Source organism: Micromonospora sp. C41 (assembly GCF_018070485.1).
GTDB classification, from domain to species: domain Bacteria; phylum Actinomycetota; class Actinomycetes; order Mycobacteriales; family Micromonosporaceae; genus Micromonospora; species Micromonospora chalcea.
The window spans coordinates 167,363-189,861 of the sequence record NZ_JAGPXP010000006.1; the positions used below are offsets into that span (position 1 = coordinate 167,363).

Here is a 22,499-nt window from a genome sequence, read left to right on the forward strand (position 1 = left end):
GTCGCCCCTGCCGGCCCGGCCCGCTCCGATTCTCACGTCAGAGCCTACGTCGCCACGTTAGGGCCACCTTGGTCGAGGTCCGACGTATGGGACTGGTTCGGGCCGCTGTATGCCCCGCTTTGCAGCGTTTAGTACCTGGGTCCGTAACCCAGATCACCACGTATTCATGATCACCGGTCGGTTGCCGGCCGCTCCGGCACCGTGATGTCACTGCGGCGGCGCAGCGAGCGGGTCGCCAGCGTCAGCGCGAGCACGACCAGGAGGCCGGACACGGCGATCAGCGCGATCGCGGTCCGCCGGGTCGAGGCGTCGTCGTCGGCCGGCCCGCCACCGGCGGCGAGCACGCCCTGCGAGGCGGTCGGACCCGGCACGCCCACCGGCGGGGTGGCGTCCGCCGCGGCGGCGCTGATCCGAAAGCTCATCTGCACCTGCCGGTCCCGCCCGCTGCGCGGGTCCAGCCGGCCGATCACCGCGCCGGCCAGCGGGGCACGGCGCTGCGCCTCGGCCGAGGCGGCGAGCGTCAACCGCAGGGTCGCGGTCCGGCCGGCCGGCAGGACGCCCAGCTCGCACCGGGTCCGGTCGGGCGTCACCGCGGCGCAGCCGCTCCCGGTGTCGCCGACCGTGACACCGGCCGGCAGGAGCACCTCGACACGGCCCGCGGCGTCGACAGCGCCGGTGTTGCCGAGCCGGACGGTGAGCGTGCTGGGCGCGCCGCTGATGTCGAACAGCACCTCGTCGGCGCGCAGCGAGATCCCGGGCACCGGCGGCCCGGGCGGGAAGAGCACCGGGAAGCCCTCGTCGTCGTACGCCGCTCCGCTGACCCCCGGCGCGACGGCGGTGACCTGCACGGAACCGGTCAGCGGCATGGTCCGCCAGGCGTCGCCGTCGACCCGTACCCGGATGGTCGCGCTGAACCGGGCGCCCGGCTCGGCGTCCCACCCGACGCAGCTGTGGTTGGCGCCGCCGGTCGGCTGGCAGCCCGGCGTGCCCGCGTCGGTCAGCCCGGGCGGCAGCGTGTAGGCGAGCGTGATCCGCTCCGCCCGGCCGCCGGTGTTCGTCACCGTCACCCGCAGCGTGGCCACCGTGCTGTCGGCGTTCCAGTAGTCGGGGGTGAGCACCACGTCCTCGGTGTTCACCCGTACCCCGAGCGGCCCGCCCGGCGGCTGGGCCGAGGGCGGCGGCGGGGGCTGGACCGGCGGCACGACCGGCGGCGGCGCGCTGGTGGTGTTCGGGGCCGCGCTGGTCGGCGCCGGTTCGACGGGCGGGCTGCTGACCGGCGGGGCCGGCGCGGTGGTGACCGGCGGCGGAGGCGTGCTCGGGGGTGGCGGCGCCTCGGTGGGCGGCGGTGCGGGCGAGCTGGTTCCCGGGTCCGCGGTGGGGACCGGTTCGGTCGGCTCGCCGGCCGGATCGGCGGGTTCGATCACCCGGGCCAGGCCGGCCGGACCTCCGGCGGCGGCCGTGGCTCCGGCCGGCGCCACCGCCACCGCCGCCGCGACCAACGCGGGCACCAGCAGTGCGAGGGTACGACGGAGCGCGGCCCGCCGAACGGGTCGAACGCGCAGGCGGGCCATCTGTCCTCCGGGGCGGGTCAAGGTGTCCCATTATTCGGTGACGCTTGCCATCAGGCACTAGTCCTGCCAGGAAACGAATTCGTAACGTGTCCGGGACATCTGGACGGGACCGGTACGCTCCGCTCGTGACCGGATATCTCGGCTCGTACGCCACGCTCGGTCTGCTGCTGCTCGCCGCCGTGCTCTTCTTCGTGACGGCGTTCTCCGCGAACCGGGTGTTACGTCCGAGCCGCCCGGCCGAGCCGTGGGGCAAGCGGGCCACGTACGAGTGCGGCATCGACCCGGTCGGCGGCGACTGGGCCCAGATGCAGATCCGCTACTACGTCTACGCCTACCTGTACGTGCTCTTCGCGGTCGAGGCGGTCTTCCTGTTCCCCTGGGCGCTGGTGTTCGACCGGCCCGGCTTCGGCGCCACCACCGTGGTCGAGATGGGCGTCTTCGTGGCGATCGTCGCGCTCGGCATCCTCTACGCCTGGCGGCGCGGCGTCCTGCGCTGGACCTGACCCGTCAGGCGCCGCGCGTCACCTGACCTCCTAGGCCAGCCCGCGCCGGGTCGCCGCCGGCGGCCGGTCGCCCCGGATCGAGGCCACCATGTCCAGCACCCGGCGGGTCTCGCGGACCTGGTGGGCGCGGAACACCCGGGCGCCGAGCCAGGCCGAGACCGCGGTGGCGGCGAGCGTCCCCTCCAGCCGCTCGGGCACCGGCAGGTCGAGCGTCTCGCCGATGAAGTCCTTGTTCGACAGGGCCACCAGCAGCGGCCAGCCGGTGTCGGTCAGCTCCGCCAGCCGCCGGGTGATCTCCAGCGAGTGCCGGGTGTTCTTGCCGAAGTCGTGCGCCGGGTCGATCAGGATGCCGTCCCGGCGTACGCCCAGCCCGGCCGCGCGTTCGGCCAGCCCGGTCACCGTGGCGAGCACGTCGGCCACCACGTCGTCGAAGTGGGCCCGGTGCGGCCGGGTACGCGGCGCGAGCCCGCCGGCGTGCGAGCAGACCAGCCCGGCGCCGGTCGCCGCGGCGACCCGGGCCAGCGCCGGATCCGCCCCCGACCAGGTGTCGTTGAGCAGGTCCGCGCCGGCCGCCACCGCCTCCACCGCCACCTCGGCCCGCCAGGTGTCGATGGAGACGACCACCTCGGGGAAGGCGGACCGGACCGCGGCGATGGTGTCCACCGTCCGCCGGATCTCCTCGGCCACGTCCACCTCGTCGCCCGGGCCGGCCTTCACCCCGCCGATGTCGATGATCTCAGCGCCCTCGTCGACCGCGCGCTCCACCGCGCGCAGCGCGCTGTCCTGGGCGAACGTGGCGCCCCGGTCGAAGAACGAGTCGGGCGTGCGGTTGACGATCGCCATCACCACCAGCTCACCGGGGCCGAACGTCCGTCCGCCCAGCCGCAACGCCCCGGTCATGCCCGCCTCCTCGTCGCCCGCGCTCGCCGGCCGGTCCGACGCTATCCGGTCCCGTGCGCGCCACCCCTGCCGGTCCCGTGCGTCGGACGCATTTACCGACCGGACGTCCCGGAGGGCTCGCCCGATCCCGGCCCGCATGCCACGATCTGTGCATGGGTGAGGTTCTGCTCCTCTTGGTCGTCGCGCTGACAGTCGCGGCGGTGGTGTTCGGCGTGACGGTGCTGGTCTCCGGCAAGGATCCGGGCCTGACACCGGCCGAGCCGGACGGGCGGGCCGTGCCCCTGCCGGGCAGCCGTCCGCTCGACGAGTCGGACGTGACAGGCGTCCGCTTCGACACGGCGCTGCGCGGCTACCGGATGGCCCAGGTCGACTCCGCGCTGCGCCGCGCGGCGTACGACATCGGCTACAAGTCCGAGCTGATCAGCGTGTTGGAGGCGGAGAACGCGGCCCTGCGCGACGGCCGCACCGAGGACGCCGACGCGCTGCGCCGGGCGCGCGAGGAGGCCGCCGCGACCCGGCCCGAGACCGAGCAGGCGGTCGACCCGTCCGACCCGGAGCCGGTGGTGATCGACCTGTCCGCGCCCGAGCAGCCGTCCCGTACCGACGCCGACGGACAGCCGGGAGGCACCCCGGCCGAGCCGGGCGTGGCGGAGGCCCCCGCCGCCGCGGCGACCGAGGACACCGTCTCCCCGGCGAACGGGATCGCTGCCGGCTCGGCCGACGACGACCGGGAGCGCGGTTCGGTGGTCCGGTCGGAGTCCGCGTGACCGGCGCCGGCCGCCCGGCCGACGACTTCACCGAGGCGTCCCGGCGCGGCGCCGGCGAGGTCACCGCCACCGTGATCGTCGACGCGCCGGCCGATCGCGTCTTCGCCGCGCTCACCGCCTGGGAACGCCAGTCGGACTGGATCCCGCTGACCCGGGTCCGGGTGGTCGAGGGTGACGGCGGCGAGGGCAGCCTGGTCGAGGCGGTCACCGCGCTCGGCCCGGCCGTGCTCCGGGACGAGATGCGTGTGGTCCGGGTCGACGCCCCGTACGAGGTCGGCGTGGTGCACTGCGGCAAGCTGCTGCGCGGCCCCGGCGTGCTGCGCTGCACCCCGATGGACCGCGACCGCACCCAGGTGGTCTGGCACGAGTGGTTCCACCTGCCGGGTGGCCCGGCCGGGCGGGTGGCCTGGCCGGTGCTCTGGCCCGGCTCGAAGTTCAGCCTGACCCAGGCGTTGAAGAAGTTCGCCCGGCTGGTCGAGCAGGGCCGGCTGCCCTGACCGGCGGTCGGCGCGGCGGGGCTGTCGGTGGCCCGGCCTATCGTGGACGCCGTGACTGACCTGGTGAACGGCCCCGACGGGCTGCCGCGCTGCGCGTGGGGAGCGAGCACCCCCGACTACGCCGTCTACCACGACGAGGAGTGGGGCCGGCCGCTGCGCGGCGACGACGCGCTCTACGAGCGGCTGACGCTGGAGGCGTTCCAGTCCGGCCTGTCCTGGCTGACCATCCTGCGCAAGCGGCAGGCGTTCCGGGACGCCTTCGCCGGGTTCCGGATCGAGTCGGTGGCCCGCTACGGCGAGTCCGACGTGGCCCGGCTGATGGCCGACGCGGGGATCGTCCGAAACCGGGCCAAGATCGAGGCGGCGATCGCCAACGCCCGGGCCGCGTCGGAGCTGCCCGAGGGCCTCTCCGCGCTGCTCTGGTCGTTCGCGCCGCCGCCCCGGGCGGCGCGCCCCCGGTCCTTCGCCGAGGTGCCGGCCACCAGCCCGGAGTCCGCCGCGATGGCCAAGGCGCTCAAGAAGCGGGGCTTCCGGTTCGTCGGCCCCACCACCGCCTACGCGCTGATGCAGGCCACCGGCATGGTCGACGACCACCTGGCCGACTGTCACGTGAGCGGTGACCGGCCGGGGTGTGACCGAGCGCGCCACCTCCGGCGTGATGGGATTGGGACATGACCGACACCGAGCCGCGTACGAGCGGGACGACCGACGGTGAGACCACTACCGGCGCCTGGGCGGTGCTGCTGCCCGCCGAGCGCTTCGAGGCCGAGCGGCTGGTGCACCACGACGTGCTGGAGCTGACCGGGCCGGCCGCAGCGGCCCGCCCGCGCCCCGGCGACCGGGTGGCGGTGCTGGTCGACGAGCCGCTGCGGCTGGTCGCGCTCGGCCGGGTCGCGCTCGCGGCGTCCGGGACCCGGGAGGACCCGGACGATCCGCAGTCCGACCTGGCGGCCGGGCCGCTCGTGGTCGCGTACACCCGGCGGGCGCTGGACGAGCCGGTTCCGGTCGACGGCCCGGCGCCGGACGGACCGGTGGTCGCGCTCGACCCGGCCCGCTGGCGGGCGCTGGCCGACCGGCTCGGCCCGCCGCCGGCCCGCAGCACCTGGCTGGTCAGCCTGGACCTGCCGATCGAGGCGGCGTCGCGGGCCGAGGCGGTCCGGATCTTCTGGTCCTACGTGCAGGAGCTGGGCCCGCGGGAGCTGCCGGCGTTCGTCTCGCCCTACGGCGACGAGCTGGCCATGCAGGCGTTCGTGCTCGGCGTCGAGGCCAACCAGGATCCGGAAGAGGACGACTGACCCCCCGTCCCGGGCGGTAGCGTCCGGGACGAGGGCCGGCGCCGGCCGGCGTGGTCAAGGGGGTGCCATGCGGTTCCGGGACAGGGTCGTGCTGGTGACCGGCGGAGCGTCCGGCCTGGGTGAGGCGACGGCGCGCCGGTTCGCCGCCGAGGGCGGCAAGCTGGTGATCGCGGACATCAACACCGAGGGCGCCGAACGGGTGGCGTCGAGCCTGCCGGACGCGCTCGCGGTGACCATGGACACCGGCGACGCCACCTCCGTCGAGCGCGGCATCGCCGAGGCGGTCGCGCGGTACGGCAGGCTCGACGTGATCTTCAACAACGCCGGCATCGACGGGCAGCAGCAGGCGCTGCACGAGATGGACCTGGCGAACTGGGAGAAGGTCCGCCGGATCAACGGCGACGGCGTGTTCTACGTGCTGCGGTACGGCATCGACGCGATGCTGCGCTCCGGCGGCGGCGCGATCGTCAACACCTCGTCCACGGCCGGGCTGACCGCGCAGGACAACATCTCGCCGTACACGTTCACCAAGGCCGGCATCGTCGGGCTGACCCGGTCCGCGGCCGTCGAGTACGCCGCCCGGGGCGTACGCGTCAACGCGGTCGCCCCGACAGTGGTGATGACCCCGCTCGTGGAGCACTTCATCGCGAACGCGCCGGACCCGGAACAGATGCGCCGGCAGATGGAGTCGTTCAACCCGAAGCCCGGCATCCCGACCGCCGACGACGTGGCGGGCGTGGTGCTCTTCCTCGCCTCCGACGACGCGGCCTGGGTCACCGGGCACACGATCCCCATCGACGGCGGCTACGTGGCCCGCTGAGCGGGCGCGCGAGGGGTGCCCGGCGCCCGCCCCGGCCCGGTTCAGCGGCCCTCGAAGACCGGCTTCTGCTTGTTGACGAACGCCTTGGTGGCGGCGTGGTGGTCGGCGGTGGCGCCGCAGATCGCCTGCGCCTGCGCCTCGGCGGCCAGCGCGTCGGCGAGCGTGCCGGCGTCGGCGATGGAGAGCTGGCGCTTGATCGCCCCGTACGCGACGGTCGGGCCGGCGGCGAGCCGCGCGGCCAGCTCCTGCGCGGCCGGGAGCACCTGCTCGTCGTCGTCCACCAGCCGGTTCAGCAGGCCCAGCCGGCAGGCGTCGTCGGCGCTCACCGGCTCGGCGAGCATCAGCAGCTCGACGGCCTTGGCGTGGCCGACCAGCCGGGGCAGCGTCCAGGACGCGCCGGTGTCGGCGGCCAGCCCCACCCCGGCGAAGGCCATCAGGAAACGGGTCTTCGGGCCGCCGATGCGGAAGTCGGCGAGCAGGGCCAGTGAGGCGCCCGCCCCGGCGGCCATGCCGCGCACCGCGGCGACCACCGGCTTGGGCAGGTTGGCCAGCCGGGCGGCGATCGGGTTGTAGTGCGCCCGGACCGTGCCCAGCGGGTCGGCGTCGGCCGAGTCCAGCGTCTGCACGTGCTCGCGCAGGTCCTGCCCGGCGCTGAACGAGCCGCCCGCGCCGGTCAGCACCACGGCCCGGCAGGAGCGGTCGGTCTCCAGCTCGGCCAGGGTGTCCCGGAGCGCCTCCTTGAGCGCCACGTCGAGCGAGTTCATCGCCGTCGGGCGGTTCAGCGTCAGGGTGACGACGGCGTCGGTGCGGTCGACGAGCAGCGGCTCGGTCACGTTTCTAACGACCCTTCTGTCGTGCCAGGCGGTTGCTCGCGTCGAGGCACTGCTCGACGTACCGGTCGGCGGCCGGCCGGAGCCGGGCGGCGTGCCGGTCGAAGAAGCTGGCCGCGCTGGTGCCCGGCCACCGCTCGGGTAGCAGCGCCGGTGGCAGCTGCGGGTCCCGGAACAGGAACGTACGCCACGCGTGCACGAGCCGGAACCGGGCCGCGTACGCGTCCTCGTCGCTGCTGCGCACCGTGACGCCGGACAGGAGCGGCTTCTGCTCGGCGACGAAACGCTCGTACGCCCGGCCGATCTCGGCCAGGTCCCAGGCGCGGCGGACCACGCCCATCGCGCCGGGCGTGCCGGAGGTGTGTGCGGCGGTGAAGCGCTCGTAGCGCACGCCCGCCTCGTCGAGCAGCAGGTCGACGTCCTCGCCGGCACGGGTGGCGACCCAGGTGCAGTCGTCGAGCGTGCCGTAGCCGAGGAAGCTGAGGTTGGCGGCGAGCCGCTGCCGGTCGCGGCGGGACGCGGGCGGGGTGAGCACCAGGAGGTCGAACCGTCCGTCCCAACTGTGCCGTCCGGTCCGGTAGATCCGCGACGCCGCCTCGTCGAGTCGACGTGCCGCCTTCGGGGTGATCGAATACCCGGGTCCGGAGGCGAGCCGGAGTGGTTCCAGCCAGCCCTGGCGGACCATCCGGCTGACCGCGGTGCGCACCGCCGGTGGGGCGATCCCGAGCGGGGCGAGCAGCTTGACCAGGGCGGCGACGGGTGCGCGGCCACCTCGGGCCCGGAGGTGGTCGCCGTACAGGTCGAAGAGTGCCGACCGTGCCTGCATGACCGCACATTGTGACAGGCCTATCCAAGATAAGCTAGATGCTGTTACATCAATGCTGCTTCGGTTTGGGTCCGGCGGTGTTCATCAGGGAAAATCGTTGGTCGAGCCTCCCGTGATGGTTGCGGTTGGCGTTGGCGAAGTGGCTGTGGGGCAACTCACCGACCCTGGTGTAGGTCTGAGGGGAGACAACATGGCGGCGATGAAGCCGCGGACGGGCGACGGTCCGCTGGAAGTCACCAAGGAGGGCCGGGGCATCGTCATGCGTGTCCCGCTGGAGGGTGGTGGCCGGCTCGTCGTCGAGATGACTCCCGACGAGGCCACCGCGCTGGGTGACGCGCTGAAGGCGGCAGCGGGCTGATTCGAGGAGTGTCCGCGTGGCGTCCGCCGCGCGGGCGGTTCGTCATACCCTGAGCCACCGGCACCGCCGGTGGCTCAGGGCCTTCCTCTGCGGGTGAGCGATGAAACGTCCCCGTTGAAACCATTTCGGAGGTACGGTCCAGCGTGCTGGTCATTCGTCTGGTGAGTGGGCCCGCGGGGTCCGACGCTCTCGTCCTGCCCGTCCGTCCCGGGAAGCCCGACTCCGCGGACTCGTCCGGCTCTCCGGCCGAACTGGTCCCGACCGCCGTCGCGCCCGGCGACGACGTCCGGGCCGAGGCCGCCGCCCTGCTGCCCGCCACCCGGCTCACCGGCGCCGCCGGTGAGGTACGCGAGCACCTGCGTCCCGGCGGCGCTCCGGCACGGCTATGGCTGCTCGGCGTCGGGTCCGGCGACGAGCGCGACTGGCGCACCGCGGGCGCCGCGCTGGCCCGCGCGGCGAAGGATGAGACGCAGATCACCATCGCGCTTCCCGGCGAGGCGACCGAGGCGCTGCGCGGCCTGGCCGAGGGCCTGCTGCTCGGCTCGTACCGCTTCCGCCTCACCGAGTCCGGCGGACGCCCGGCCCTGGCCGAGGCGCTGGTGCTCGTCGACGACCCGGAGGCGCTCGCGGGCACGCTCGACGCCGCCCGGACCACCGCCGAGATGACCCGCCTGGCCCGGGACCTCACGAACACGCCCTCGTCCACCAAGAACCCGGAGTGGTTCGCCGAGCAGGTGGCCGGCGCCGCATCCGGCCGGACCGGCCTGCACCTGCGGGTACGCGGTCCGCAGGAGCTGGCGGCCGAGGGCTTCGGCGGCATCCTGGCCGTCGGCGGCGGCTCCGCCAGCGGCCCCCGCCTGGTCGAGCTGGACTGGCGGCCCGACGGCGCGCGCACCCACGTGGTCCTCGTCGGCAAGGGCATCACGTTCGACACCGGCGGCATCTCGATCAAACCGGTGCCCGCCATGAAGCTCATGCGCAAGGACATGGCCGGCGCCGCCGCGGTGATCGCCGCGACGCTCGGCGCCGCCGAACTGGGGCTTCCGGTACGGGTCACCACGCTGGCCCCGCTCGCCGAGAACATGGTCAGCGGGTCGGCGTTCCGCCCCGGCGACGTGATCCGGCACTACGGCGGGCTGACCAGCGAGAGCACCAACTCCGACGCGGAGGGCCGGCTGGTCCTCGCCGACGCGATGGCGTACGCGGTCCGCGAGCTGAAGCCCGACCTGCTGATCGACCTGGCCACGCTGACCGGCGCGAACGCGGTGGCCCTCGGCAAGCGGCACGCGGCGCTCTACAGCGAGAACGACGCCCTGGCCGGCGACCTGCTCGACGCGATCACCGCGGCCGGTGAGCGGGCCTGGCGGATGCCGCTCGCCGACGACTACGTCGAACACCTGGCCAGCGACGTCGCCGACCTGCACAGCTCACCGGCGCAGGGCGCCGGCTCGGTGGTGGCCGCGCTGTACCTGCGGGAGTTCACCGGTGACCTGCGGGACCGGTGGGCGCACCTGGACATGTCCGCGCCGTCGTGGTCCGACGACACGCACGGCGAACTGGTCAAGGGCGCCACCGGCTGGGGCGTACGCGGGTTGCTGCGCTGGCTGGCGACGCTGGGCTGAATCAGGCGTGCCGGGGCATGATTCAGCTCTTCACGGCGGCGAGCAGGCCGTGGCCGACCGGCAGCAGCGCGGGCACCCAGTTCTCCGACTCGCGGATCGCCTTGATGGCCTCCCGCACGGTGACCGTCTCGACGTCCCGCGCGGCCGGATCGCCGACCCGGCCGGCCGCGAGCGCGCCGTTGAGCGCGAGCACCCCGCCGGGGCGCAGCAGCCGCAGCGCCGCGTCCACGTACGCGGCGAAGCCGGTGGCCGCCGCGTCCACGAAGACCAGGTCGTAGGCGCCGTCCGCGAGGCGGGGCAGCACGTCGAGGGCCCGGCCGGTGATGATCCGGGTACGCCCCGACGGGAAACCCGCCTCCTGGAACAGCCGCCGGGCGATGCGCTGGTACTCCACCTCGACGTCGATCGTGGTGAGCACCCCGTCCGGGCGCATGCCGCGCAGCAGCCAGATGCCGCTCACCCCGGTGCCGGTGCCGATCTCCACCACCGCCCGGGCGTTGCCGGCGGCGGCGAGCAGCCGCAGGGCGGCTCCCGACCCGGGCGTGACCGCCTCCAGGCCCACCTCGTGGGCGAGGGCGCGGGCCGTGCGCAGCACGAGGTCCTCGGTGACGTACGACTCGGCGAAGTGAAGCGCCTGGGCCGTCGAACTGCCGTGACCGGCGACCGTGGCGATGGGACACCTCCGGGGGCGGACTGGTGCGAGGGGCGGTATGCACTGTGAGCGTAGAGGCGGGCCGGTACCCGCGCAGCCGCGAGTCCGCTGTGAAGCGGTCACGGAGGGCAACCCCTGACTCCATTCGCGTCATCCGTGTAATCCTGGATGCGTCCCGCGCGTCACGGTCGTCCGGCTCCGCCGGTCTCCGGCGCGGGGCGAGGGGGACGGAGTGGGAGGCACCGACGTGACCGACGGCTGGGACTGGCGCCGGCCCGGCGGATCACCGGCACCGGGTGGACCGGCGCCGGGACGACCCGCGCAGGACGCCCCGGGTCAGGCGACGTCGCCGTGGTGGTCGGACGCGCTCGCCGACCCGTGGCGGGACCCGTACGCGCCGGCCGCCGTGGTCGTACCGGCGGCGCCGACACCGGGCGCGGGTGAGCCGGAGCCGGTCACCGATCCGGACCTGCCGACCCGGCCGGGGCTGCGCCAGATGGTGCTGATTTCCCTGGTCACCGCGTTGCTGGCCGGTTCCCTGGGCAGCGCCCTGACGTACGCCCTCCTGCGCGGCGGTGACGTGCCGACGCTCGGCGCGCAGTCGGGGCAGGCCCCGGCGCTGGCCCAGCGCAAGCCCGAGTCGCTCGCGGGCGTCGCCGAGCGGGTCCTGCCCAGCGTGGTCACCATCCGGGTGGTCAGTCTCGGCGGCACCAGTGAGGGCTCCGGCTTCGTGGTCAGCGCCGAGGGGCACATCGTCACGAACGACCACGTGGTCGCCGACGGCCCCGGAAAGGCGACGGTCGTGTTCAACGACGGCAGCACCGCCGCGGGCACCGTGGTGGGGCAGGACCCGGAGTCGGACATCGCAGTGATCAAGGTCTCCCGCTCCGGGCTGACGCCGGTGCAGTTCGGCGACTCCGACGCGCTCGCTGTCGGTGACCCGGTGCTCGCGATCGGCTCGCCGCTGTCGCTCGCCAACACCGTCACCGCCGGCATCGTGAGCGCGCTGGACCGGACGATGCAGGCCGGCGAGCCGGGCGGGCCGACCCGCTACTACGCGGCGATCCAGACCGACGCCGCGGTCAACCACGGCAACTCCGGCGGCCCGCTCGTGGACGGCGCCGGCCGGGTGGTCGGGGTGAACTCGACGATCAAGTCACTGGTGGCCGACGGGCAGGAGGCCGGCAACATCGGTCTCGCCTTCGCCATCCCGATCAACCAGGCGAAGCGGATCACCGAGGACATCATCGGCACCGGCAAGGCCCGGCGTACGGTGATCGGCGCCCAGGTCGGCGGCACCGGCGCCACCGGCGGCGGGGTACGCCTCAACGCGGTCGAGCCGGCCGGTCCGGCGGCGGCCGCCGGGCTGCGTACCGGGGACGTGGTGCTGCGGCTGGACGGCCATCCGATGACCGACCCGACCGATCTGGTGGCGCTGGTGCGCAAGTACGCGCCCGGTTCGGTGGTGACTGTCGAGTACCGGCGGGGGTCGGCGCGGCAGAACGCCTCGGTGACGCTCGCCGCCGACGCGAAGTGAGCACCGGTCACCCCCTCCCGGATGGTCACCTGACGTGCGTAGTCTTGCCGTGGACACGGACGAGGAGGCCGCGGTGTTCGAGAACCTGAACTGGTGGGAGATCGGCGTCCTGCTGCTCCTGGCGCTGTTGATCTTCGGGGACCGGCTGCCCAACGTCATCAACGACGGTCTCCGGATGGTCCGCAACCTGCGCAGCATGGCGCGCAACGCCACCGGCGACCTGAGCCGCGAGCTGGGTACGGACATCCAGCTGGAGGACCTGCACCCCAAGGCGTTCATCCGCAAGCACCTGCTCAGCGAGGACGACGAGCAGGCGATCCGCAAGCCGCTGCAGAGCATGTACGACAACCTGCGCTCGGACGTCACCGGCGTGCACGACGAGCTGAAGGACGTCGCGAAGGCCGCCGACCTGCGTACCCCCAGCGTCGCGACCAGCACCCCCACCCCGCCGGCCCCCCGCCCGTCCTACGACGACGCCACCTGAGCCGGAAAAGGGACCGCCCCCTCTCGCGTGCGGCGGGAAGGGGCGGTTGGGGAGCGGTGGGAGCTAGCGGCCGGCGGGCTTCAGGCCCAGGGGCTTGCCGAGCAGGGACTCGCGACGTACGGCCAGGCGGTCGGCGACCTGGAACAGGGCCTTCGCGGCGGGAGCGTCCGGCTGCGCCAGCACGATCGGCTGACCGGCGTCGCCGCCCTCGCGTACCCGGGTGTCCAGCGGGATCTGCCCCAGCACCGGCACCTGCGCTCCGATGGTCCGGGTCAGCGACTCGGCCACCGCCGCGCCGCCACCGGCCCCGAAGACCTCCATCCGGGAGCCGTCCGGCATCTCCAGCCACGACATGTTCTCGATGACGCCGACCACCCGCTGGTGGGTCTGCAACGCGATCGCGCCGGCCCGCTCGGCCACCTCCGCGGCGGCCGCCTGCGGCGTGGTGACCACCAGGATCTCCGCGTTCGGCAGCAACTGGGCCACCGAGATCGCGATGTCGCCGGTGCCCGGCGGCAGGTCGAGCAGGAGGACGTCCAGGTCGCCCCAGTAGACGTCGGCGAGGAACTGCTGGAGCGCCCGGTGCAGCATCGGCCCGCGCCAGACCACGGCGGCGTTGCCGGGGGTGAACATGCCGATCGAGATGACCTTCACGCCGTGCGACTGCGGCGGCATGATCATGTCTTCGACGCGGGTCGGCGCGCCGTCGGCGCCGAGCATCCGGGGCACCGAGTGGCCGTAGATGTCCGCGTCCACCACACCCACCGACAGGCCCCGCGACGCCAGCGCGGCGGCCAGGTTGACGGTCACGCTCGACTTGCCGACACCGCCCTTGCCGCTGGCCACCGCGTAGACGCGGGTCCGCGAGCCGGGCTGGGCGAACGGGATCACCGGCTCGGCAGTGGCGCCACCGCCGCGCAGCTTCGACTGCAGCTCCTGGCGCTGCTCCGGGCTCATCACCCCGAAGACGATCTCCACGCCGCTCACGCCGGGCACCGCGCCCACGGCGGCGGTGATGTCGCTGCGCAGCTTGTCCTTCAGCGGGCAGCCGGCCACGGTGAGCAGCAGCTCCACCCGGACCACGCCGTCGTCGTCCCGCTCGGCGGACTGGACCATGCCGAGTTCGGTGATCGGCCGGCGGATCTCCGGGTCGTTGACGGTGGCCAGGGCGGCCTGGATCGCGTCGGAGACGGTGCTGACGGGTGCTGACATGCCCGCAATGCTACGTCGCGGGTCATCGGCCACCGCCGCTGGCGGGGGCGGTGTGAGCGATTCGATGGCCGGTCAGCCCTCGTAGCGACCGTCCCGCGCGAAGTCGCCGTCCAGCTCGTCCCGGGGCTCGTCCAGCCGATCGGCGCCGGCCGTCCGGCGGGCCTCCCGCTCCTGCTGCCGCCGCTCCAGCTTGCGCCGCCGCTCGGCCGCCTCGTCCAGTTCCTCGCCCAGCCGGGTCAGCTCCGAGCGGAGGAAGTCCCGGGTCGCCACGTCACCCATCGCGATCCGCAGCGCGGCGATCTCCCGCGCCAGGTACTCCGTGTCCGCCTTCTGCAGCGTGGCCCGCCGCCGGTCCTCGTCCAGCGCGATCCGGTCCCGGTCCGCCTGCCGGTTCTGCGCGAGCAGGATCAACGGCGCCGCGTAGGACGCCTGCAGGGACAGGATCAAGGTCAAGAACGTGAAGGTGTACGGGTCGAAGCGCAGGTTCGCCGGGGCCAGCGTGTTCCACAGGAACCAGGCCACCAGGATCAGCGTCATGTAGACGAGGAAGTTCGCCGTGCCCATGCCCCGGGCGATGCCCTCGGCCCAGCGGCCGAACGTCTCCGCGTCGACCCGGGGCAGGCGCAGGTTCCGCGGGGCGCGCGGCTGGTCCAGCCGGTCGCCCCGGCGCTGATCACTCATCGTCGCCGTCCAGGATGCCGTCGTCGGTGGTGGACGAGGGGGATGCCGCGTCCCGGTCCCGCCAGTCCCGCGGCAGGGAATGGTCGAGCACGTCGTCCACCGTCACCGCGCCGACCAGGCGGTTGGCCCGGTCCACCACCGGCATGCCGACCATGTCGTACGTGGCCATCCGGCGGGTGATCTCGGGCAACGGCGTCGACGTCCGCAGCGGGTCGATGTCGTTCACCACGATCCCGCCGAGCAGATCCGCCGGCGGTTCCCGCAGCAGCCGCTGGAAGTGCACCATGCCCAGGTAGCGGCCGGTGGGCGTGGTCAGCGGGGCGCGGGTCACGAAGACCTGGGCGGCCACCGCCGGCGAGAGCTGCGCCTCCCGGATCCGGGCCAGCGCCTCGGCCACCGTGGCGTCCGGCGGCAGGATCACCGGCTCCGAGGTCATCACGCTGCCGGCGGTGCCGGAGGCGTAGCGCAGCAACTGGCGTACCGGGTCGGCCTCGTCCGGCTCCATCAGATCGAGCAGCACGTCCTGCTCCGGCGGGGGCAGCTCGTTGAGCAGGTCGGCGGCGTCGTCCGGCTCCATCTCCTCCAGCACGTCGGCGGCGCGCTGGCGGTCCAGCGCGGCCAGGATCTCCACCTGGTCGTGCTCGGGCAGCTCGCTGAGCACATCGGCCAGGCGCTCGTCGTCGAGCGCTGCGGCCACCTCGTTGCGCCGGGCGTCGGGCAGGTCCTGGAGGGCGTTGGCGAGGTCGGCGGGGCGCATGTCCTCCAGGACGGCGAGCAGGTTCGCCGTACCCCGGTTGTCGCCGACCGCGCCCAGGCCGTGCACCCGGTCCCACTCGACCTGGTGGAGGTGGCCGCGCCGGGTGAGCCGGCCGGTGTGCTCGCGGACGGCGACCCGGCTCAGTGTCCACTCGCCGCCGCGGCTGCACTCCATGGCCACGTCCACCACGGAGCCGGCCCGGCCGCCCTCGACCTGGACCCGGCGGTCGAGCAGTTCCTGGAGCACCAGCAGCTCGTTCGGGCGCTTCTCGAAGCGGCGCAGGTTGAGCGTGCCGCTGCCGAGCACCACCCCGTCGGGATCGATGGAGGTGATCCGGTTGATGGACAGGAAGATGCGTCGTCGCATCGGCATCTCCGCGACCAGGCCGACCACCTCCGGCGGTCGCTGGGTCGCGCGCATCCGCGCCACCGCGTCCCGGACGCGGCCGACCTGATCGCCGTTCGGGTCGAAAACGGCGACTCCGGCGAGTCGAGCGAGGTAGACCCGGTTCGGCGTGCTCACGGGCACCAGCCTAAGGGCCTACTCTCTAACAGCATGTCGACCTTGGGCTACGAGATCGTGGACGTCTTCACCGACCGCCCCTTCGCCGGCAACCCGCTGGCCGTGGTGTTCGGCGCGGAAGGGCTGGCCACCGAGCAGATGCAGGCGCTCGCGCTGGAGTTCAACCTGTCCGAGACGGTCTTCGTGCTCCCGCCGACACAGGTCGGCGCCACCTACCGGGCGCGGATCTTCACCCCCGCCGACGAACTGCCCTTCGCCGGGCACCCGAGCGTCGGCGCCGCGGTGACCGCGAGCCGGCGTGGCGTCTTCGGCGCGGGCCGGGTCACCCAGGAGTGCGGCGCCGGCGTCCTGCCGATCGAGGTGACTGCCACCGGCGCGACGCTCACCGGCGGCACGCCCACGCTCGGCCCGGAACTCGACCCGGAACCGCTGCTGGAGATGGTCGGCCTCACCGGCCCCGACCACGTCGGCCCGCCGCCGCGCGTCGCCGGGTGCGGCCTGGAGTTCCCCTACCTTCCGGTACGCCCGGACGCGGTGGCCCGGGCACGGTTGAACACGGCGGCGGCGGAGCGGTACGGCGTTGAGCACGTCAGCCTCTTCTCCTGGGACGCCGATTCGCAAACCGCGCACGCCCGGGTCTTCGTGCCGGGGCTCGGCGTGCCCGAGGACCCGGCGACCGGCTCGGCCGCTCTCGGGCTGGGCGTGTGGCTGGTCGCGAGCGGGCTGCTGCCCGGCGAGGGGCGCGCGGAGTACACCGTCCGGCAGGGCATCGAGATCCACCGCCCCTCCACGCTGACCTGCACGGTGACCGCCTCCGGCGGGCTGGCGCTGGGAGCGACCGTCTCCGGCCAGGTGATGCCGGTGGCCCGAGGCGAGATCACCGTCCCCCCGTTCATCGGCTGACCCCACCCCACCCCATCCCACCTTGTTGATCAAGGAGTTCGTGTCGGCGAACGGGCCTCTGGAGGACACGAACTCCTTGGTCAACCGGCCGGGGCGGGAGGGACGGGCCGGGATGGGGGAGGATGGCGGGGTGAGTGACGAGGTGGACGAGCGGGTGACTCCTCCGCTGGTGGACGAGGCGGTGAAGAAGGCCGCTGTCTGCTGGGTGAGCAGTGGCGGCGGTCCGGCGTACGCGCTGTGGTGCCTCCCGCTGGACGGCACGCTGCTGGTGGTCACCGGCCCCGGTGAGCAGGCCGCCCCCGGGCTGGCCGACAGCGAGACCGCCGAGGTCACGTTGCGCGGCGACCACGGCGGACGGATCGTCACCTGGTCGGCGCGGGTGACCCGGCTGCGACCCGGCACCGAGGAGTGGGACACCGCCGCGCCGCTGGTCGCGGCGAAGCGGCTCAACGCCTCAGGGGCCGCCGCCGAGCTGGTGGAGCGATGGGTGGCGCAGGGATGCGCGCTCAACCGGCTCGCGCCCGTCGGCGCCGTCGTGACCGGCGCCGGCCTGCCGGACAGCTCGCTGAGTGAGCAGCCCCGGCCGGCCCCCGTGGTGCGGGCCGTCCGCAAGCCGTTCCGCCTGCACCGCGTCCGCCGCCGCTGACCGCGAACCGCCGGGGCGTCAGGCGGCAGCCCGATCCGACCCGGCCACGTTCGACGCGCCCGGTCAGGCGACGGGGACCGGGTCGAGCAGGTCGAGCACGTCCGTCAGCGAGGTCAGCGACGGCCCGTCGAAGCCGTGGTCGGCGTTGAGGACCACATGGCCGGCCAGATCCGGCGCGGCCAGCCGGACCGCGCTCAGCCCGGCCCGTTCCGCGCCGGTCAGTTCCTGGCTGTCGCCGTCGCCGACGTAGAGGCAGTCGGCCGGCGCCTGGCCGAGCCGGTAACACGCGGCGAGGTAGAGCTCCGGGTCCGGTTTGCAGCGCCCGAGGCGTACCGAGAAGATCTGGGCGTCGAGCAGCGGCGCGACCGGGAGCTGCGGCAGGAACGCCGGCAGCTCGTGCGTGCAGTCGCTGACCAGCCCGGTGCCGACGCCCCGGCGACGCAGCGCGGCCAGCACCGGGACCGCCTCGGCGCGCAGCCGGGTGTCGGCGCGTACGGCAAGGTGCCGGGAGGCGACGGCGGCGCGTACCGCCGCGTCGGACGGGTGGACGCCGAGCCGGGCGCACACCCGGCGCATGGTGGACTCGGCGTTACCGAAGGAGCCGCTGGCCCGTTCGTAGAAGCTGCTGTCCAGCACCTCCATCAGGGCCTCGGGGGAGCAGCCGAGCAGTTCGGCGGTGGCGATGTGGGCGGCTCCACGCCGCGCGCCGTGGGTCAGGGTGCCGAAGAAATCGAACAGCACGGCCTGGAATCTGGGCATGAGGGAACGCCTCCGGACGTCGAGGGGGGAGATCGCCGGGACGCATGATCGTAACGGAGTGCTGACTTTCCGTGTCGGTCGGGTGTTCGTGTGAGGATTACCGCTCGTGCCGACCGTTCCGCATCGCCCGCCGCTCGACGTGTTGACGGTGGGCGCGCTCGCCCTGGCTGTCGCCTCGGTGTCGTCCTCGGCGCCGCTCGTGGCGTTCGCCGCCGCCTCGGCGCTCGCTGTCGCGTTATGGCGTACCGCGTTGTCGGCTGCGGTCCTCGGGCCGGTGGCGCTGACCCGTCGACGGGCCGAGCTGCGCGCCCTGACGGTCGGGCCGGGCCGGCGTGAGGGCCTCTACTGCGTACTCGCCGGGGTCGCGCTGGCTGCCCACTTCGCCACCTGGATGCCGAGCGCGCAGCTCACCTCGGTCGCGGCCGCTACCGCGCTCGGCGCGACGCAGCCGGTCTGGCAGGGCCTGATCGCCCGCTGGCAGGGGCGGCGGCTGCCGGCGGCGGTGTGGGCCGGCATCGCGGTGGCCGTGCTCGGCGCGGCGCTCGCCACCGGCGCGGACTTCGGCGTCTCGGGCCGGGCGTTCGCCGGTGACCTGCTCGCGGTGGTCGGCGGCCTGTTCGCGGCCGTCTACACCGCCTTCGGTGAGCGGGCCCGGGCCAGCATCAGCACCACCACCTACACCACCGTCTGCTACGGCGTGTGCGCGCTGGTCCTGCTGGTGGTGTGCCTGGTCGGAGGGGTACGCCTGCACGGCTTCGAGGGCACGACCTGGCTGGCGATCCTCGGCCTGGTGGCCGGCGCCCAACTGCTCGGCCACTCGATGTTCAACTACGCCCTGCACCGGGTCTCCGCGACCACTGTGAGCGTGCTGATCCTGCTGGAGGCGCCCGGCGCGGCAGTGATCGGCTGGGTGTGGCTGGGCCAGCTGCCCCGGCCGCTGGCCCTGCCCGGCCTGGCGTTGCTGCTGGCCGGCGTGGCGGTGGTGGTGCTCGGCGGGGCGCGGGCCGGTCGCCGTGCCACGCCGGTCGCGGCGCCCGCCGACCCGGACCCGCTGGGCGACGCGGAGCGGGCGCGGCGACCCGGCGACGCGCCCGACTGAGCCGGTCGGGGCGAAGTCGCGCCGTTCCGGCCCCTGGACGGTCCCGTTTGCACGAAAGTGCTCAGGGTGGGGGCGGAGCGGGACGACGCGGCACAGGCGGGCACGGTCGTCACGCCCTCGGCCGAGTTCCCGCCGCTCGGCGACGAGGAACGGGCGGCCCTCGGCCGGATCGGCGAGCGGTGGCGCGGCCCGCGCCGCGCCGACGACCTGCCGGTCGACCCGACGCTGGGCCGGCACGACCACCATCCGGCGCCCACCCGCTTCGGCCGGCTGGCGCCGATCGACATGTTCACCGTGGCGCAGCCGGGGGAACTGGTCGCCACCGGCGCGGCGGACCTGCCCGGCAACCGGGCCGGCCGGTCGGTCGCCCGGGTCCGCCGGACCCTGATCGGTCCGCCGTTGTCCAGCGCGTCGGTGCTCTACGAGCGGATGCGCAAGCTGGTCGCGCTGCCGGTGCTCTCCTCGGATCTGCTCAGCTCCGTCGCGTACGGGCCGGAGGCGATGCTCGCGGTGCTGGTGCTGGCCGGGAGCGCCGCGCTCGGGCTGGCCCTGCCGCTGGCCGCCGTGCTGGTGGTGCTGATGGTCGCGGTCGGCCTGTCCTACCGGCAGACCATCCCGGCCTATCCGCACGGCGCCGGCTCGTACATCGTCGCGGGGGACAACCTCGGGCGTACGCCGGGACTCGCCGCCGCGGCCGGGCTGATGCTCGACTACGTGCTGACCGTGTCGGTGTCGATCGCGGCCGGGGTGCACGCGGTCACGTCGGCGCTGCCCGGCCTCGGCCGGTGGACAGTGCCGCTCGGGGTGCTGGTGATCGCCGTGCTGCTCGCCGGCAACCTGCGCGGCGTACGCACCGCCGGGAACATCTTCGTGCTGCCCACGTACGCGTTCGTGGTGGTGCTGCTCGTGGTGCTGGCGGTCGGGTACGCGAAGGCCGCCTCGCGGGGTTTCGCGCCGCTGCCGCCGCCCTCGGCGCCCGCGGCCGAGGGGCTGGGCCTGCTGCTGGTGCTGCGGGCGTTCTCCTCCGGGGCGGTGTCGATGACCGGCATCGAGGCGGTCTCGAACGCGGTGCCCGCGTTCCGCCCGACGGAGTGGCGCAACGCCCGCACCACGCTGGGCTGGATGGTCGCCATGCTGGTGACGCTGTTCGCCGGCCTGATCGGGCTGATCCACCTCGACGGCCTGGCGCCCCGCGCGGACGAGACGCTGCTGTCCCAGCTCGGCCGGGTCACGTTCCCCAGCGGTCCCGGGTACGCGATCCTGCAGGCCACGACCGCGCTGATCCTGCTGCTCGCGGCGAACACGGCGTTCAACGACTTTCCCCGGCTGCTGTTCTTCATGGCCCGGGACGGGCACGCGCCGCGCCGGTTCCTGCACATGGGCGACCGGCTGGCGTTCAGCAACGGGCTGGTGGCGCTGGCGCTGACCGCGGCGGTGGTGTTCGTCGCGTTCGGCGGGCACACCGAGCGGCTGATCCCGCTCTACGCGGTGGGCGTCTTCCTCGCCTTCACGCTGTCCCAGACCGGCATGGTGGTGCACTGGCGGCGCCGCCGGGGGCCGGGCTGGCGTCGCCGGCTAGCGGTCAACGCGGTCGGCGCGACGCTGTCCGGCCTGGTGCTGCTGACCGCGGCGGTAGCCAAGTTCGCCGAGGGCGCCTGGGTGGTGGTGCTCGCGGTGCCGCTGCTGGTGCTGCTGTTCCGCCGGATCCACGGGCACTACGACCGGCTGCACCGCGCGCTGGCGCTGCACTCGCCGCCGTCCGCGCCGCCCGCCGAGTGCGACGAGCTGCCCCAGCAGGTACGCCACCTGGTGGTGGTGCCGGTGGCCCGGCTGAACCGGGCGTCGCTGCGCGCGCTGGCGTACGCGACCTCGCTCGGGCGGCCGACGCTCGCCGTGCACCTCGCTCCGGCGCAGGACGAGGCGGACCGGTTCCGGGACCAGTGGCGGGCCTGGGGCGACCACCTGAAGCTGGAGACGATCGTGTCGCCGTACCGGTCGGTGATCGGCCCGCTGGCGCACTACCTGGAGGCGCTGCACGCCGCGAGCCCGGACCTGACGCTCACCGTGATCGTGCCGGAGGTGGTGCTGCGCCGACGTCGGTACCGGCTGCTGCACAGCCGCGCCGAGCAGCGGCTGCGGACCGCGCTGCGGGCGCTGCCCGGCGTGGTGGTGACGAGCGTCCCGGTGCACGTGTCGCGGTGACGCTCAGAGGTATCCGGCGAAGTGGTCGGCGACCAGCGCTGCGACCGCCTCGGCGTCCCGGCCGAGGTCCACCTCGATCACGCGTACCCCGAGCGCCCGGGCAGCGGCGACCGCGTCGGCGGCGACCAACTCGTCGCGCGCGATCCGATGACGCCACGCCCGCTCCGGGTCGCTCACACCGGGATGCCGGGCCGTCGCCCGCGGCAGCCGTTCCACCTGGTACGCCCGGAACTCCGGCGTCGGCACCAGCACCACCATCTGCCCTGTCGACTCGACGATCGGGGCAACCAGTTCGGGCCGCAGCCCCCAGCCCTCGGCCACCACCCGGCGGCCGCTCACCAGCGCGCTCAGGTCGTCCAGCACCCACTCGAAGCGGCGCGGAAACCCGGCGAGGGTCTCGGCCGCCATCCGCTTGGGGTCGGTCGTCACCCAGGTGGCCTCCGCGTCCGGGCCGTCCGGCGGCTCACCCCGTCGGATCCGGTCGGCGATCCGCCGGTCGTCGTGCCCTCGCGCGTCGTGGCGGTCGTAGAGGTACGCGGTCAGCCCGTACCGCAGTGCCAACGTGACCGCGAGTGTCGTCTTGCCGGCCCACTGCGCGCCGCCGATCCAGAGTGCGCGGCGGGCGGTGGCCAGAGGATCGAAGTCCATGCCCCGACACTGCGCCTCGCCAGCCCCAAGATCAAGTCTTGTTCTCGGCGTCCCCGCGTGATGAAGTGAGTGAGAAGGCGCAGCTCAGACGTCGCGTACCTCAAGCACGCGGGTGGCGGGCGCGGCATCGCCCAGCTCGGCGCGCAGCGCGACGCGGTCCGGGTCGACCAGGAACGCGTCCAGCCCGGCGCGGGCGGCGAACCGGATCACGTGCACCTCGGTCTCCCCGTCGCCGGTACGCAGCCGCCGTTGCAACTCGCCGCCGTGCCGGCCGAGCAGCGCCAGCACCGCGTCCTCGTACCGCCGCCCGGCGTCCGCGTCGGCGCTCAGGTCGACCAGCGCGACCAGCAGGACCTCGTTTCCCGTCGTCATGGCGTCGAGTGTCCCAGCGGACCGGCGGTCGTGGTG

The 22,499-nt window shown here is 74.1% G+C and carries 25 protein-coding genes; 14 read left to right on the forward strand and 11 right to left on the reverse strand.

The window, feature by feature from the left end; all coding sequences use genetic code 11:
- Positions 1-170 precede the first annotated feature (170 nt).
- A complete protein-coding gene (locus KBX43_RS09415; protein ID WP_247677287.1) occupies positions 171-1,508 on the reverse strand; it encodes a hypothetical protein in 1,338 nt (445 codons plus the stop codon).
- A gap of 188 nt (positions 1,509-1,696) precedes the next feature.
- On the opposite strand from KBX43_RS09415, the gene KBX43_RS09420 reads away from it, so the two are divergent.
- Positions 1,697-2,074, forward strand: coding sequence for an NADH-quinone oxidoreductase subunit A (locus KBX43_RS09420; protein WP_030501070.1), 378 nt, complete (start codon positions 1,697-1,699; stop codon positions 2,072-2,074).
- Positions 2,075-2,104: 30 nt separating this feature from the next.
- Here KBX43_RS09420 and folP read toward each other — a convergent pair whose 3' ends face one another.
- On the reverse strand, positions 2,105-2,974 hold the full coding sequence (gene folP / locus KBX43_RS09425; protein WP_166455791.1) for a dihydropteroate synthase: 870 nt from the start codon (positions 2,972-2,974) through the stop codon (positions 2,105-2,107).
- A 152-nt stretch (positions 2,975-3,126) separates the two neighbouring features.
- On the opposite strand from folP, the gene KBX43_RS09430 reads away from it, so the two are divergent.
- The 5 genes from KBX43_RS09430 to KBX43_RS09450 all read left to right on the forward strand — a co-directional run bounded on the left by KBX43_RS09430 (position 3,127) and on the right by KBX43_RS09450 (position 6,353).
- Positions 3,127-3,741, forward strand: coding sequence for a DivIVA domain-containing protein (locus KBX43_RS09430; RefSeq protein WP_104115122.1), 615 nt, complete (start codon positions 3,127-3,129; stop codon positions 3,739-3,741).
- Entirely contained in the window at positions 3,738-4,238 is a 501-nt protein-coding gene (locus tag KBX43_RS09435; RefSeq protein ID WP_043326933.1) for an SRPBCC family protein, read from the forward strand. Before KBX43_RS09430 ends, KBX43_RS09435 begins: the two co-directional genes overlap by 4 nt.
- Positions 4,239-4,289: 51 nt before the next feature.
- Positions 4,290-4,913 carry a DNA-3-methyladenine glycosylase I gene (locus KBX43_RS09440; protein ID WP_051611548.1) on the forward strand — a complete coding sequence of 208 codons (624 nt, stop codon included), beginning with the start codon at positions 4,290-4,292 and terminating at the stop codon, positions 4,911-4,913.
- Entirely contained in the window at positions 4,910-5,533 is a 624-nt protein-coding gene (locus KBX43_RS09445) for a hypothetical protein (RefSeq protein WP_043326931.1), read from the forward strand. Before KBX43_RS09440 ends, KBX43_RS09445 begins: the two co-directional genes overlap by 4 nt.
- 67 nt (positions 5,534-5,600) lie before the next feature.
- Positions 5,601-6,353 (forward strand): SDR family NAD(P)-dependent oxidoreductase, encoded by a 753-nt coding sequence (locus tag KBX43_RS09450; protein ID WP_043326929.1) that lies wholly within the window; start codon positions 5,601-5,603, stop codon positions 6,351-6,353.
- A gap of 41 nt (positions 6,354-6,394) precedes the next feature.
- Here the strand turns inward: KBX43_RS09450 and KBX43_RS09455 are convergent, their stop codons facing one another.
- Complete coding sequence (locus KBX43_RS09455) at positions 6,395-7,186, reverse strand: enoyl-CoA hydratase/isomerase family protein (protein ID WP_043326927.1); 792 nt, start codon at positions 7,184-7,186, stop codon at positions 6,395-6,397.
- 4 nt (positions 7,187-7,190) lie between these two features.
- Positions 7,191-8,009 (reverse strand): PaaX family transcriptional regulator C-terminal domain-containing protein, encoded by an 819-nt coding sequence (locus tag KBX43_RS09460; protein ID WP_043326925.1) that lies wholly within the window; start codon positions 8,007-8,009, stop codon positions 7,191-7,193.
- A 190-nt stretch (positions 8,010-8,199) separates the two neighbouring features.
- On the opposite strand from KBX43_RS09460, the gene KBX43_RS09465 reads away from it, so the two are divergent.
- Together KBX43_RS09465 and KBX43_RS09470 are read left to right on the forward strand one after the other, a co-directional pair.
- A complete protein-coding gene (locus tag KBX43_RS09465) occupies positions 8,200-8,367 on the forward strand; it encodes a DUF3117 domain-containing protein (protein WP_013283866.1) in 168 nt (55 codons plus the stop codon).
- A gap of 143 nt (positions 8,368-8,510) precedes the next feature.
- Positions 8,511-9,989: a M17 family metallopeptidase gene (locus KBX43_RS09470; RefSeq protein ID WP_069087217.1), complete on the forward strand. Its 1,479-nt coding sequence runs from the start codon at positions 8,511-8,513 to the stop codon at positions 9,987-9,989.
- A 22-nt stretch (positions 9,990-10,011) separates the two neighbouring features.
- Here KBX43_RS09470 and KBX43_RS09475 read toward each other — a convergent pair whose 3' ends face one another.
- On the reverse strand, positions 10,012-10,662 hold the full coding sequence (locus tag KBX43_RS09475; RefSeq protein ID WP_255358665.1) for an O-methyltransferase: 651 nt from the start codon (positions 10,660-10,662) through the stop codon (positions 10,012-10,014).
- Positions 10,663-10,873: 211 nt separating this feature from the next.
- Between KBX43_RS09475 and KBX43_RS09480 the strand changes: the two genes are divergently transcribed.
- Both KBX43_RS09480 and KBX43_RS09485 read left to right on the forward strand, forming a co-directional pair.
- Positions 10,874-12,178, forward strand: coding sequence for a S1C family serine protease (locus KBX43_RS09480; RefSeq protein ID WP_176722725.1), 1,305 nt, complete (start codon positions 10,874-10,876; stop codon positions 12,176-12,178).
- 73 nt (positions 12,179-12,251) lie between these two features.
- Positions 12,252-12,662 (forward strand): preprotein translocase subunit TatB, encoded by a 411-nt coding sequence (locus KBX43_RS09485; RefSeq protein ID WP_043330672.1) that lies wholly within the window; start codon positions 12,252-12,254, stop codon positions 12,660-12,662.
- A gap of 63 nt (positions 12,663-12,725) precedes the next feature.
- Here KBX43_RS09485 and KBX43_RS09490 read toward each other — a convergent pair whose 3' ends face one another.
- From KBX43_RS09490 to KBX43_RS09500, 3 genes are all read right to left on the reverse strand, one after another.
- The gene (locus KBX43_RS09490; RefSeq protein ID WP_030501083.1) at positions 12,726-13,874 is read right to left on the reverse strand and encodes an Mrp/NBP35 family ATP-binding protein; all 1,149 of its coding nucleotides are present in this window, start codon (positions 13,872-13,874) and stop codon (positions 12,726-12,728) included.
- Between the two features lie 72 nt (positions 13,875-13,946).
- Positions 13,947-14,555, reverse strand: a complete 609-nt coding sequence (locus KBX43_RS09495) for a DUF1003 domain-containing protein (protein ID WP_064447572.1) — start codon at positions 14,553-14,555, stop codon at positions 13,947-13,949.
- Positions 14,548-15,834, reverse strand: a complete 1,287-nt coding sequence (locus tag KBX43_RS09500) for a magnesium transporter MgtE N-terminal domain-containing protein (protein ID WP_064447753.1) — start codon at positions 15,832-15,834, stop codon at positions 14,548-14,550. The genes KBX43_RS09495 and KBX43_RS09500 overlap by 8 nt, the downstream gene beginning before the upstream one ends.
- A 33-nt stretch (positions 15,835-15,867) precedes the next feature.
- On the opposite strand from KBX43_RS09500, the gene KBX43_RS09505 reads away from it, so the two are divergent.
- Positions 15,868-16,737, forward strand: coding sequence for a PhzF family phenazine biosynthesis protein (locus KBX43_RS09505; protein ID WP_064447573.1), 870 nt, complete (start codon positions 15,868-15,870; stop codon positions 16,735-16,737).
- A gap of 112 nt (positions 16,738-16,849) precedes the next feature.
- Entirely contained in the window at positions 16,850-17,383 is a 534-nt protein-coding gene (locus KBX43_RS09510; protein WP_187694423.1) for a hypothetical protein, read from the forward strand.
- Between the two features lie 63 nt (positions 17,384-17,446).
- Here the strand turns inward: KBX43_RS09510 and KBX43_RS09515 are convergent, their stop codons facing one another.
- Entirely contained in the window at positions 17,447-18,142 is a 696-nt protein-coding gene (locus tag KBX43_RS09515; protein ID WP_069087214.1) for an HAD family hydrolase, read from the reverse strand.
- A 106-nt stretch (positions 18,143-18,248) separates the two neighbouring features.
- Here KBX43_RS09515 and KBX43_RS09520 point away from each other — a divergent pair, with 106 nt between their 5' ends.
- Positions 18,249-19,241 carry a DMT family transporter gene (locus tag KBX43_RS09520; protein ID WP_210884117.1) on the forward strand — a complete coding sequence of 331 codons (993 nt, stop codon included), beginning with the start codon at positions 18,249-18,251 and terminating at the stop codon, positions 19,239-19,241.
- A gap of 66 nt (positions 19,242-19,307) precedes the next feature.
- Positions 19,308-21,443 carry an APC family permease gene (locus KBX43_RS09525; protein ID WP_223201249.1) on the forward strand — a complete coding sequence of 712 codons (2,136 nt, stop codon included), beginning with the start codon at positions 19,308-19,310 and terminating at the stop codon, positions 21,441-21,443.
- Between the two features lie 3 nt (positions 21,444-21,446).
- Here the strand turns inward: KBX43_RS09525 and KBX43_RS31460 are convergent, their stop codons facing one another.
- Together KBX43_RS31460 and KBX43_RS09535 are read right to left on the reverse strand one after the other, a co-directional pair.
- Positions 21,447-22,091, reverse strand: coding sequence for a hypothetical protein (locus KBX43_RS31460; protein WP_247677256.1), 645 nt, complete (start codon positions 22,089-22,091; stop codon positions 21,447-21,449).
- A gap of 84 nt (positions 22,092-22,175) precedes the next feature.
- Entirely contained in the window at positions 22,176-22,463 is a 288-nt protein-coding gene (locus KBX43_RS09535) for a hypothetical protein (protein ID WP_043326906.1), read from the reverse strand.
- Positions 22,464-22,499: the final 36 nt, after the last annotated feature.

Bases quoted from the DNA above. Each gene is read 5' to 3' on its own strand.
- KBX43_RS09505 (WP_064447573.1), top strand. From the start codon at position 15,868: ATGTCGACCTTGGGCTACGAGATCGTGGACGTCTTCACCGACCGCCCC.
- KBX43_RS09460 (WP_043326925.1), bottom strand. From the start codon at position 8,009: ATGCAGGCACGGTCGGCACTCTTCGACCTGTACGGCGACCACCTCCGG.
- KBX43_RS09430 (WP_104115122.1), top strand. From the start codon at position 3,127: ATGGGTGAGGTTCTGCTCCTCTTGGTCGTCGCGCTGACAGTCGCGGCG.
- KBX43_RS09510 (WP_187694423.1), top strand. From the start codon at position 16,850: ATGGGGGAGGATGGCGGGGTGAGTGACGAGGTGGACGAGCGGGTGACT.
- KBX43_RS09495 (WP_064447572.1), bottom strand. From the start codon at position 14,555: ATGAGTGATCAGCGCCGGGGCGACCGGCTGGACCAGCCGCGCGCCCCG.
- KBX43_RS09535 (WP_043326906.1), bottom strand. From the start codon at position 22,463: ATGACGACGGGAAACGAGGTCCTGCTGGTCGCGCTGGTCGACCTGAGC.
- KBX43_RS31460 (WP_247677256.1), bottom strand. From the start codon at position 22,091: ATGGACTTCGATCCTCTGGCCACCGCCCGCCGCGCACTCTGGATCGGC.
- KBX43_RS09490 (WP_030501083.1), bottom strand. From the start codon at position 13,874: ATGTCAGCACCCGTCAGCACCGTCTCCGACGCGATCCAGGCCGCCCTG.
- KBX43_RS09450 (WP_043326929.1), top strand. From the start codon at position 5,601: ATGCGGTTCCGGGACAGGGTCGTGCTGGTGACCGGCGGAGCGTCCGGC.
- KBX43_RS09445 (WP_043326931.1), top strand. From the start codon at position 4,910: ATGACCGACACCGAGCCGCGTACGAGCGGGACGACCGACGGTGAGACC.
- KBX43_RS09465 (WP_013283866.1), top strand. From the start codon at position 8,200: ATGGCGGCGATGAAGCCGCGGACGGGCGACGGTCCGCTGGAAGTCACC.
- KBX43_RS09515 (WP_069087214.1), bottom strand. From the start codon at position 18,142: ATGCCCAGATTCCAGGCCGTGCTGTTCGATTTCTTCGGCACCCTGACC.
- folP (WP_166455791.1), bottom strand. From the start codon at position 2,974: ATGACCGGGGCGTTGCGGCTGGGCGGACGGACGTTCGGCCCCGGTGAG.